The organism is Paracoccus haeundaensis (assembly GCF_006239215.1).
In the GTDB taxonomy this organism is placed as follows: Bacteria; Pseudomonadota; Alphaproteobacteria; order Rhodobacterales; family Rhodobacteraceae; genus Paracoccus; species Paracoccus marcusii.
In genome coordinates this window covers 45,895-56,204 of the sequence record NZ_VDDC01000028.1, presented here as the reverse complement: position 1 = coordinate 56,204, position 10,310 = coordinate 45,895, and the positions used below count along the sequence as shown (strand labels likewise).

Here is a 10,310-nt window from a genome sequence, read left to right as displayed (position 1 = left end):
CGCGGCGGCGGCGGGGGCGCGGCTGGCGCGGCGCAGACCCGCGCTGCGGCTGGCGCTGGCGGCCATCGGCGGACCGCGCAGCGAGGCGCTGTCGGTGATCCTGTCCCTGGGCCTGGGCCTCACGGTGCTGGCGGCGGTGGGGCAGGTGTCGTCGAACCTTCGCCAGGCCATCGCGACCGAACTGCCCGAACGCGCGCCCAGCTATTTCTTCCTGGACATCCAGCCCGATCAACTGGACCCGTTCCTGACCCGGCTGCGGGACGATCCGCTGGTCGGCGACGTGCAGACCGCGCCGATGCTGCGCGGCATCGTCACGCAGCTGAACGGCCGCCCCGCGCGCGAGGTCGCGGGCGATCACTGGGTGCTGCGCGGCGACCGGGGCATCACCTATGCCGCGACCCCGCCGCCGGGCACCCAGATCACCCGCGGCGACTGGTGGCCCCAGGATTACGCCGGCCCCCCGCTGGTCAGCCTGTCCGAGGAGATCGCGACCGAGATCGGCCTGGACCTGGGCGACACCGTCACCGTCAACATCCTGGGCCGCGACATCACCGCGACCATCGCCAACCTGCGCGTCGTCGATTTCAGCGACGCGGGCATCGGCTTTGTCATGGCGCTGAACCCCGGCGCGCTGGCGGGCGCGCCGCACACCCACATCGCCACTGTCTATGCCGATCCGGCGGCCGAGGCGCAGATCCTGCGCGATCTGGGCAACCGCTTTCCCAACATCACCGCCGTCCCCGTGGCCGAGGCGATCGACCGCGCCTCGGACGCCCTGGCGGGGATTGCGGCGGCGGTGGCCTGGGCGGCGGGGGCCACGCTGGTCACCGGTTTCGTCGTGCTGATCGGGGCCGCGGCGGCGGGCGAACGCGCTCGCGTCTATGAGGCCGCGATCCTCAAGACGCTCGGCGCGTCGCGCGCGCTGATCCTGGGCAGCTTCGCGCTGCGCCAGGCGCTGATGGGGGCGGCGGCGGGGCTGGTCGCGCTGTTGGGCGGGGGCCTCGCGGGCTGGGCTGTCAGCCGCTTCGTGATGGACGTGCCCTATCGGTTCGACATGGGCTCGGCGCTGCCCATCGTGGCGGGCGGCATCGCCGCGACCGTCGTGGCGGGGCTGGCCTTTGCGTGGCGCCCGCTGGCTGCGCGGCCCGCACAGGTCCTGCGGGCGCAGGACTAGGGGTCGACGGGACCGGGCAGGGGGGCCGCGGGCTGGGAAACGTCGCGCTGCCATTCCCGCCAGATCGACATCAGCAGCGCCATCAGCACCGGCCCCACGAACAGGCCTACCAGGCCCATCGTCTTGATCCCGCCGATCAGCCCGAAGAAGGTGGCCAGGAACGGCAGCTTGACCGGGCCGCCGATCAGCACGGGGCGGATGGTCTTGTCCACGATGAACAGCTCGACCGTGCCCCACAGGAACAGCGCGGCGCCCGCGACCGGCGTTCCGCTGAACACCAGATAGGCCGAGATCAGCGTGAAGGACAGCGGCGCCCCGCCCGGGATCAGCGCCATGAACCCGGTCACGACCCCGAAGAACACCGGCGAAGGCACCCCCGCCAGCCAATAGGCCGTGCCCAGGATCACCCCCTCGCCGATGGCGATCAGGGTCATGCCGGTGACGGTCGCGCTGATCGTGGCGGGGACCACGCGCGACATGTGCGACCAGCGGCCGGGCAGGATGCGCGCGCCCACGCGGTCCAGCTGCGCCACGATGCTTTCGCCGTCGCGATAGAACACGAACAGCGCGATCAACGTGAACAGCAGGTTCAACATAAAGTGGAACGCGGTCGATCCCGCGGTCAGGATGCCGCGATAGACGGAATAGATGTTTGACCCGGTCACCGCCTGGACCAGCTGGCTGATCGCGCCGGGCTGACCGATATAGGTGCGCCATTGCTGGTCCAGCCACGGCCCTACGCGGGGGATGTCGGCGATCCAGGGGGGCGTGGCCTCGCCCATGGCGTTCACGTTGCCCGCCCACAGGATCCAGACGCGCAGTTCGGCCGCCGCATAGGTCAGCGCCATCAGCAGCGGCACCACCAGGATGCACAGGATCGCCAGCACCAGCAGCGTCGCGGCCAGCGTCGGCCCGCTGCGCTCTGCCAGGCGCTCGCGGATGCGCCAGCTGGCCACGCAGATGATCGTCGCGGCCAGGACCGGGATCAGGAAGCCGTGGAAGAAATAGATCGACGCCGCAAGGATCCCCAGCAGCAGCCAGCGCGCGGCCGACAGGTCGGTGACCAGCGGGCGCGGCGCCGGACGGGGAACGGCGTTGCGGTCGGCCCCTGGGGTCATTCGCGCATCTCCGGGTGGTCGTCGCCAGGGGCGGGGGGCAGCGTGCCCTCGGCCCGGTCGCGGTGCAGGGCGGCGCGGCCCAGCAGCATCAGCGTGACGGGAACCGTCGTCATGATGCCCAGACCCACCATCAGTTCATGCAGGATCGGGCGCCCCTGCTGAAAGCTGGCCAGCAGCGCCGACCCCAGGATCACCCCGCCCGTCCCCCAGCTGGAGGCCAGCGTCGGCGCATGCAGCCGGTCATAGAAGCTGTCCATCCGCGAGAACCCCCAGGCCCCGATCAGAGTCAGCGTCGCGCCCAGCATCACCAGCCCCGCCACCGGAATGGCCAGCCACAGGGGGATGTCGTCAAGCGGGCTCATTCGATCACCTCTCCGCGGAACAGGAATTTGGCCAGCGCGATGGAGGCCACGAACCCCATCACCGCGATGACCATCGCGGCCTCGAACAGGTACAGTGAGCCAAGGCGCATCCCGGTGACCAGGAACAGCAGCATCACCGCGATATACAGCGTGTCAAGGGCCAGCACCCGGTCCTGGGCGCGGGGACCGCGCAGGATGCGCAGGCCCGCCAGGCAGCCCGCCAGGGCCAGGACCACCTGGGCATAGCCGATGGCAAAGGTCAGGATCGTGCCGCTCATTCGAAGATCTCCTGCAGCATGGGTTCATACACGTCGCGGATGACATGCAGGTAATGGTCGGTCTCGGCCCCGTCGAAGACATGCAGGACAAGCGTCTGGCGGTCGTGGGAATATTCGATCCAGGCGGTGCCGGGCGTGGCGGTCAGGATGATCGACAGCACCGCCAGCCCGGTCGGGCTGCGCAGCTGCAGCGGCACCTCGAGGAAGGCCGAGCGGCGGCCCGACCGCCCCTCGGTCAGGATCAGCCGCGCCACGCGGATGTTCGACCGGACGATGTCGCCGAACAGCGTGGCGATCAGCCGCGGCACCACGCGCCAGTTGCGCGGCGTGGCCCGTTCGGGGTGCAGCGACGACATCGCCCAGCCCGCCAGCAGCGCCAGCGCGCCCCCCAGCAGCAGGTGACCAAGCGAGAACCGCGTCATCACCATCCACAGCAGCGTCAGCAGGCCCGACTGGACAGGATAGGGGACAAGCCGGGTCATCATGGAACGTCCTCTGGGGTGGGCGGCTGCGCGTCGTCGGCGCGGGGCGCGGTCAGCACGCCCTGGGCATAGCGCGACGTCTGGTGCAGCGCCTGCGCGGTGCGGTCGGTATAGCGCAGCACGGCCTCGGATTCGATGCTGATCATGGCCAGGACGGTGATCAGGGCCATGATCGGCGCGATCTCCATCGCCATGACGGGGGAATCGCGGTCGTCATTGGCCCAGAAGGTCTGGATGCCGATCCGCGCCAGCCCGATCAGCGTGGCAAAGCCCGACACCAGCAGCAGCGCGACGAAGGCCCAGCCCAGCCAGGGGCTGGTGTCGGTCGTGTCGAAGACGCCCTGGATCATCGTCAGCTTGCCGATGAAGCCGGGCATCGGCGGCAACCCCGCCAGCGCCAGCAGGCACAGCGCAAAGCATGCCGCCAGCAGGGCGGGGCCCGCGGCGATGGCGGGGCCGTCCGGGCCGTCGTCGTCGGGCGGCAGGTCGGCCTTGGCGCCATAGATCTCGGCCGTCAGGGCCAGCATGGCGGCGATGCCGCCGTCGTCGCGCGACATCGGCTCGACCATCAGGAACAGGGCGCCCGCGGCCAGGGTCGACGCGACCATGTAATGCAGGGCGCCCGCCAGCATCCATTCCCCGCCCCCCGCCAGCGCCAGCCCGGTCACGGCCAGCATGGTGCCCGACGACAGGATCACCGCATGCGCCGCGATCCGCCCCAGGCTTTGCGACGCCAGCACGCCCAGCATGCCGAAGACGACCGTGGCCATGCCCAGCCCGATCAGCAGCCCCGCGCCCAGCCCCGCAGACGGGCCCGATCCGGCCGCGAACAGCAGCATCGTCAGGCGCAAAATCGCATAGATGCCCACCTTGGTCATGATCGCGAACATCGCGCCCACCGGCGCGGCGGCGGCCATGTAGGCGTTGGGCAGCCAGAAGGACAGCGGCCAGATGCCCGCCTTGACCAGGAAGGCCACCCCCATCAGCGCCAGGCCCATCTGCAGCAGGGGCCGGTTGGCGGCATCGATGTCGGGCATCATGCTAGCCAGATGCGCCATGTTCAGCGTGCCCGTCACGCCATAGATCAGGCTGATCCCCAGCAGCAGCAGCAGGGACGCCGCCAGGTTGATCGCGATGTAATGCAGGCCCGCGCGGACCCGCACCTGTCCCGACCCGTGCAGCAGCAGGCCATAGGACGCGGCCAGCAGCACCTCGAAAAAGACGAACAGGTTGAACAGGTCGCCGGTCAGGAACGCGCCGTTCAGACCGACCAGCAGGAACTGGAACAGCGAAAAGTAATGCTGCCCCTGCCGATGCCAGGACGCCCGCGCATAGACCAGCGACGCCAGCGCCAGCACCGATGTCAGCAGCAGCATCATCGCCGCCAGGTGATCCAGCACCAGGACGATCGCCATCGGCGCGGCCCAGTCCCCCAGCAGGTAGAAGCCGATGTTTTCGGCTCCTTCGGACGCGCCCAGCTTGGCGCGCATCAGCAGCGCCACCGCCACTGCCAGGGTCAGCCCGGTCGCGATCAGGCTGAGCCAGAATTTCGCCGCGCGCTGGCGGTCGTCATAAAGCAGCATCAGCGCGCCGGCGACGAAGGGGATCAGGATCGGGGCGATGATCAGGTGCTGGCTCATGGCTGCTCTCTCTCGCGGCCGTCGACATGGTCGGTGCCGGTGAACCCGCGAGAGGCGATCAGCACGACCAGGAACAGCGCCGTGGTGGCAAAGCTGATGACGATGGCGGTCAGGACCAGCGCCTGGGGCAGCGGGTCGGCATAGCGGGTCGGATCGACGAAGCCGCCCTTTGGCATGATCGCGGGCGCCGACAGCGTCAGGCGCCCCATGGAAAAGATGAACAGGTTCACCGCATAGGACAGCAGGCACAGCCCGACGATGACCTGGAAGCTGCGCGGGCGCAGGATCAGCCAGATGCCCGACGCCGACAGAACGCCGATGGCCAGGGACAGCACGATCTCCATCAGCGGATCTCCTTTGTGGCGGGGGCAGCGTCGTCCTGTTCGCGCAGGCGCGCGGCGCGCAGGGACTGGTGGGCGATGGCGATCAGCATCAGCACCGTCGCGCCCACGACCAGGGCAAAGACCCCCAGGTCGAACAGCAGCGCGGTCGCGGCGGGCACGTTCCCGATCAGCGGGATCGAGACATAGCGGGCATGGGCCGACAGGAACGGATAGCCGAAGATCCACGACCCCATCCCCGTGCCCACCGCGATCAGCAGGCCGATGCCCATCCAGCGGATCGGCAGGATGGTCAGCCGCGCCTCCACCCATCGCACATTGGTGGCCAGGTATTGCAGCAGGAAGGCGATGGCCATGGTCACGCCCGCGGCGAAGCCGCCGCCCGGCAGGTCATGACCGCGGAAGAAGAAATAGGCCGCGACCATGATCAGCACCGGGAACATCCACAGCATGATGACCGACGGCACCATCAGGTAGTCGTCCAGCACCTGCTGGCTGGTGGCCTGCTGCTGGTTGGGTTGGTCCACGCTTTCGGGGGCGGGGCGGAAGCGGCGCAGCAGCGAATAGACGGTCAGGCCCACGATCGCCAGAACGGCGATCTCTCCGAACGTGTCGAAGGCGCGGAAATCGACCAGGATGACGTTCACCACGTTGGTGCCGCCGCCTTCGTAATAGGCGTTGGCCAGGAACCAGTCGCCCACGTTCGGGACCAGCGGCCGTGTCATCACCGAATGCGCCACCAGGGCGATGCCCGACCCGCCCGCGACAGCCATCACCAGGTCGCGCATCCGCCGCCTGCGCGCGGATGCCAGGTTGTCCTCGGGCAGACCCGCCCGGCGTTGGGGCAGCCAGCGCAGGCCCAGCAGCAGCAGGACCGTGGTCACCACCTCGACCAGCAGCTGGGTCACGGCAAGGTCGGGGGCCGACAGCCAGGCGAAGGTCAGGCAGGTGACCAGACCCGCGCCGCCCAGCATCGCCAGCGCGGCAAAGCGGTGGTACTTGGCCTGCCACGCCGCCCCCACCGCGCAGGCCCCGCCGATCAGCCACATCAGCGCGAACGCCGGGCTGAAATCGGTCACCCGCGCCGGGGGTGCCCAGGGGAACCGCGCGCCGATGGCCGCGACGGCCAGAAACAGCGCGACCGCCACCAGCAGGCGCAGCTGCGGCTGCAGCCGTTCGGTCGCCAGCCGGCCCAGCACCCGGCGGGGCAGGACCCACGCCCCCTTTAGCATCAGCCGGTCGAAGACGCGCTGCCCGCGCAGGCGGTGCAGCAGGGGCGGGCCTTCGGGGCCCAGGGGGATGCGGGTCCGGGTGATCGCATAGATCAGCGTGCCCACGCCCAGGGACACCAGGCTGAGCATCAGCGCCGCATTGACCCCGTGCCAGATCGCGATGTCGTAATAGGGCAGATCCGGCCCCAGCACGGCGCGCGCGGCGCGGTTGATGACGGGGCCGATCACCGGCGCGGGCAGGATGCCCACCGCCAGGCAGGCCGCGGCCAGCAGGCTGACGGGCAGGCGCAGCAGGACCGGCGCCTCGGACACGCGGCCGCGCAGGGCGTCGGGCAGCGGACCGAAGAACACCGACGCGATGAACCGGATCGCATAGGCGGCGGAAAACGCGCTGGCCACGACCGCCAGATAGGGCAGGCTGTCGTCCAGCCAGCTGCCGTTGTGCCAGGCGACGGCCTCGGCCAGGAACATCTCCTTGGACAGAAAGCCGTTCAGCAGCGGCACGCCCGCCATCGCGGCGGATGCGATGATCGCCAGCGTCGCGGTGAAGGGCATCACGCGCGCAAGGCCCCCCAGCTTGCGCAGGTCGCGCGTGCCGGTCTGGTGGTCGATGATGCCCGCGGTCATGAACAGCGACGCCTTGAAGACCGCGTGATTGCAGATGTGAAAGATCGCGGCCAGGATCGCGCCCTGGCTGCCAATGCCGGCCAGCGCAGTGATCAGGCCCAGATGGCTGATCGTCGAATAGGCCAGCAACCCCTTGAGGTCGTGGCGGAACAGCGCGATCACCCCGCCGGTCAGGAAGGTCGCCATGCCGATGCCGGTCACGGCCAGGAACCACGCCTCGGTCCCGCCCAGGACGGGAGAAAAGCGGATCAGCAGGAACACCCCGGCTTTGACCATCGTGGCACTGTGCAGGAAGGCCGAGACCGGGGTCGGCGCCGACATCGCGCCGGGCAGCCAGAAATGGAACGGCACCTGCGCCGACTTGGTGAACGCGCCCAGCAGGAACAGCGCCAGGATCGCGCCGTACATCGGGTGTTCGCGCACCTGCGGCCCCGCGGCCAGCACCACGTCCAGATCGTGGCTGCCCACGACATGGCCCAGCATCAGCATCGCCAGCAACAGGCACAGCCCGCCCATCGCGGTGATCAGCAGCGCGGTGCGCGCGCCGTCGCGTGCCGCCTGGCCCTGGTGCCAGAACCCGATCAGCAGGAACGACACGACCGATGTCAGCTCCCAGAACACCACCAGCATCAGCAGGTTGCCCGACAGAAGGATGCCCTGCATCGCGCCGGTGAACGCCATCAGCAGTGCGAAGAAGCGCGGCAGGCGGTCCTTGCCCGCCATGTAGACCTGGGCATAGACGACGACCAGCAGGCCGATCGTGCTGACCAGCGTCGCGAACATCCAGGCGAACCCGTCCATCCGCAAGGACAGCGACAGCCCCGCCGACGGCACCCAGTCCAGCGACGCGCGCAGCACCTCGCCCGACATCACGGGTCCCCCCAGCCCCGCCGACAGCGCGATCCCGGCCAGCATGGTGATGCCCGCCAGAATCCCCGCCGCGCGCCCCGAGACGCTGATCAGCAGAAGCGCGGACAGGAAGGGCAGGACCGCCAGCAGCACCAGAAGGTTCTGCTGCGCAAGGGCGGTGGGGGTGATCATCAAGGGCGGTCCTTCGCTGGGGCGGCATGCAGGGCGGGGCAGGATCCCAGGCGGGATCATGCGGGCGTCGGGGGAATGCGGCAAGATGCGGGTGATGACGGGACGGCGCATGCGATGCGGCCGTGCCGCGGCACGATCCGTCCGGGATCACCTCTGTGGGGGCGGCCGCGGAGCCATCGGCCGCGGGTCAGGACAGCAGGCGTCCGCGGGCGCGGGTCAGGCCAGCGGAGGGCCGCGGGCGCGGGCAGGGCGGGCGACGCCCTGCGGCCGGGGAACGTCCGCGTCGGACGCGGCGATGACCGACACGGCCTGCGGCGGGACGGGCCCCGCGGGCGCGCGGTACCAGGGATCGGCGTCCGGCAGTGGTGATGTCGCCTGCGGTCCGGCCGGGGCCTTGGAGGTCAGGACGGCGACCTGGGCCGGGCTGTCGGAATACAGCCGCTGCTCCTCGGTCAGGCGCAGGAACTGCGGCCCCAGTTCGACCGAGGCAGGCGCCGTCGCCCCGTACAGCGCAAGCTGCACGATGCTGGCCACCAGGACCAGAACGCGCATGATGCACGCCAAGGCTGTCCGCTGTCCGTCCATGGCACGGATATTGCAGACGCCGCCGGGGCGATGCAAGGGCGGGTGGGGGGCGCAGACGCGTTTGTCACCCCACCGGCAGGTGCAGTTCGGCCCGCAGGCCGCGCCCCTGCGCCCCCGCGCGCAGCCGCAAGGTCCCGCCGAACAGCTGTGCGATCTCGGTCACGATGGACAGGCCCAAGCCGCTGCCGCCGGGCCGCGCCTCGGCCGACGCGCCGCGGGTAAAGCGCGAGGTCAGCTGGTCCATCGCCGGGGCGGCGATGCCGGGGCCGTCATCCTCGACCGAGATCACCGCCGTGCCGTCCTGCCGCGCGACGCGGACGGTGACCTCTGCCCCGCGGCCGGCATAGGCCAGCGCGTTGTCGACCAGGTTCTTCAGCGCCTCGGCCAGCAGGACGGGTTCGGCGCGCACGACGACGGGCTGGCCGTCATAGCCCAGGTCGATCCCCGCACCGGCGGCGCGCGGGATCATCTCTCCGGTCAGATCGCGCGCCAGGGCGTGGGCATCCAGCGGCGCGACCATCGGATGGCCCGCGGCCGCATCGACCCGCGCCAGCAGCAGCAGCTGCGCCAGGATCCGTTCGGCATCGGCCAGCGCCGCGTCGCCCTTGGCCACCGCCGATCGCGTGGCCTGCGCGTCGCCCGCCCGCTGCGCCAGGGTCAGCTGGGTGCGGATCACCGCCAGCGGCGTGCGCAGCTGATGGCTGGCATTGCCGGTGAAGTTGCGCAGCGCCGACAGCGCCGTGTCCAGCCGCACCATGAACGAGTTCATCGCCGCGACCAGGTCCTGGACCTCCTGCGGGACGTCGGTGGGCAGGGGGGACAGGTCGTCCGCGCGCCGCGCGCTGATCGCGTCGCCCAGCCTGTTCAGCGGACGCAGCGCCAGCGGCACCGCGATCCAGATGATCGCCGCCGCCCCGCAGATCATCAGCGCCAACCTGGCCGCCGAGCGCAGCAGGATCGCCTGCGACAGCTGGTTCCGCGCCAGCTTGGATTCCGCGACCGTCACGCGGAACGGGATGGATTCGATGCCCGTCGACACGGTCCGCGCCAGCGTGATGACCCGGATCGGCGCGCCCGCGAACACCGCATCCGCATAGCCCGCCCCATCCGCGCCCGGTTCGGCCAGCGGCAGGTCGGCATAGCCGGTCATGAACCCGCCCGGCCCGTCGACGCGATAGAACACGCTGTCCTGCGCGGTCGAGGTCAGCATCTCCAGCGCGGAATAGGGGATGTCGGCCTGCAGGGCGGCATCGTCGCCCACCGTCACCCGTTCCGCGATGGCCAGCGCCGATCCGGTCAGCACCCGGTCGGACACGGCGCGCGCGGTGGACACGGCCTCGGACCAGGTGTCGGCCATCGCCAGCGTGCCCAGGGCGGCCGTGGCCGCCAGCAGCCAGGCCAGCAGTCGGCGGCGCAGCGATCCCATCGGC

Annotated in this window: 10 protein-coding genes; 1 reads left to right on the top strand and 9 read right to left on the bottom strand. The window is 70.4% G+C overall.

Annotation, left to right across the window (positions count from 1 at the left end; all coding sequences use genetic code 11):
* A partial coding sequence (locus FHD67_RS14925) for an ABC transporter permease (protein ID WP_139599158.1) occupies positions 1-1,174 on the top strand: 1,174 nt, incomplete at its 5' end.
* On the opposite strand, the gene FHD67_RS14920 is transcribed toward FHD67_RS14925, so the two are convergent.
* The 9 genes from FHD67_RS14920 to FHD67_RS14880 all read right to left on the bottom strand — a co-directional run bounded on the left by FHD67_RS14920 (position 1,171) and on the right by FHD67_RS14880 (position 10,306).
* Positions 1,171-2,292 (bottom strand): AI-2E family transporter, encoded by a 1,122-nt coding sequence (locus FHD67_RS14920; protein WP_139599157.1) that lies wholly within the window; start codon positions 2,290-2,292, stop codon positions 1,171-1,173. The genes FHD67_RS14925 and FHD67_RS14920 overlap by 4 nt on opposite strands.
* Positions 2,289-2,654 (bottom strand): monovalent cation/H(+) antiporter subunit G, encoded by a 366-nt coding sequence (gene mnhG, locus FHD67_RS14915; protein WP_139599156.1) that lies wholly within the window; start codon positions 2,652-2,654, stop codon positions 2,289-2,291. Before mnhG ends, FHD67_RS14920 begins: the two co-directional genes overlap by 4 nt.
* Positions 2,651-2,932 carry a K+/H+ antiporter subunit F gene (locus tag FHD67_RS14910; RefSeq protein ID WP_045983163.1) on the bottom strand — a complete coding sequence of 94 codons (282 nt, stop codon included), beginning with the start codon at positions 2,930-2,932 and terminating at the stop codon, positions 2,651-2,653. Before FHD67_RS14910 ends, mnhG begins: the two co-directional genes overlap by 4 nt.
* Positions 2,929-3,417 carry a Na+/H+ antiporter subunit E gene (locus tag FHD67_RS14905; protein WP_232303301.1) on the bottom strand — a complete coding sequence of 163 codons (489 nt, stop codon included), beginning with the start codon at positions 3,415-3,417 and terminating at the stop codon, positions 2,929-2,931. Before FHD67_RS14905 ends, FHD67_RS14910 begins: the two co-directional genes overlap by 4 nt.
* Positions 3,414-5,054 (bottom strand): monovalent cation/H+ antiporter subunit D, encoded by a 1,641-nt coding sequence (locus tag FHD67_RS14900; RefSeq protein WP_139599155.1) that lies wholly within the window; start codon positions 5,052-5,054, stop codon positions 3,414-3,416. Before FHD67_RS14900 ends, FHD67_RS14905 begins: the two co-directional genes overlap by 4 nt.
* A complete protein-coding gene (locus tag FHD67_RS14895; protein WP_045983165.1) occupies positions 5,051-5,398 on the bottom strand; it encodes a Na+/H+ antiporter subunit C in 348 nt (115 codons plus the stop codon). Before FHD67_RS14895 ends, FHD67_RS14900 begins: the two co-directional genes overlap by 4 nt.
* The gene (locus FHD67_RS14890; RefSeq protein WP_139599154.1) at positions 5,398-8,295 is read right to left on the bottom strand and encodes a monovalent cation/H+ antiporter subunit A; all 2,898 of its coding nucleotides are present in this window, start codon (positions 8,293-8,295) and stop codon (positions 5,398-5,400) included. Before FHD67_RS14890 ends, FHD67_RS14895 begins: the two co-directional genes overlap by 1 nt.
* Positions 8,296-8,511: 216 nt before the next feature.
* The gene (locus FHD67_RS14885) at positions 8,512-8,847 is read right to left on the bottom strand and encodes a hypothetical protein (RefSeq protein ID WP_139599153.1); all 336 of its coding nucleotides are present in this window, start codon (positions 8,845-8,847) and stop codon (positions 8,512-8,514) included.
* A 97-nt stretch (positions 8,848-8,944) separates the two neighbouring features.
* The gene (locus tag FHD67_RS14880) at positions 8,945-10,306 is read right to left on the bottom strand and encodes a sensor histidine kinase (protein WP_139599152.1); all 1,362 of its coding nucleotides are present in this window, start codon (positions 10,304-10,306) and stop codon (positions 8,945-8,947) included.
* Positions 10,307-10,310: the final 4 nt, after the last annotated feature.

Coding starts and splice junctions, on each gene's coding strand:
- FHD67_RS14920 (WP_139599157.1), bottom strand. CDS start 2,292: ATGACCCCAGGGGCCGACCGCAACGCCGTTCCCCGTCCGGCGCCGCGC.
- mnhG (WP_139599156.1), bottom strand. CDS start 2,654: ATGAGCCCGCTTGACGACATCCCCCTGTGGCTGGCCATTCCGGTGGCG.
- FHD67_RS14910 (WP_045983163.1), bottom strand. CDS start 2,932: ATGAGCGGCACGATCCTGACCTTTGCCATCGGCTATGCCCAGGTGGTC.
- FHD67_RS14905 (WP_232303301.1), bottom strand. CDS start 3,417: ATGATGACCCGGCTTGTCCCCTATCCTGTCCAGTCGGGCCTGCTGACG.
- FHD67_RS14900 (WP_139599155.1), bottom strand. CDS start 5,054: ATGAGCCAGCACCTGATCATCGCCCCGATCCTGATCCCCTTCGTCGCC.
- FHD67_RS14895 (WP_045983165.1), bottom strand. CDS start 5,398: ATGGAGATCGTGCTGTCCCTGGCCATCGGCGTTCTGTCGGCGTCGGGC.
- FHD67_RS14890 (WP_139599154.1), bottom strand. CDS start 8,295: ATGATCACCCCCACCGCCCTTGCGCAGCAGAACCTTCTGGTGCTGCTG.
- FHD67_RS14885 (WP_139599153.1), bottom strand. CDS start 8,847: ATGCGCGTTCTGGTCCTGGTGGCCAGCATCGTGCAGCTTGCGCTGTAC.
- FHD67_RS14880 (WP_139599152.1), bottom strand. CDS start 10,306: ATGGGATCGCTGCGCCGCCGACTGCTGGCCTGGCTGCTGGCGGCCACG.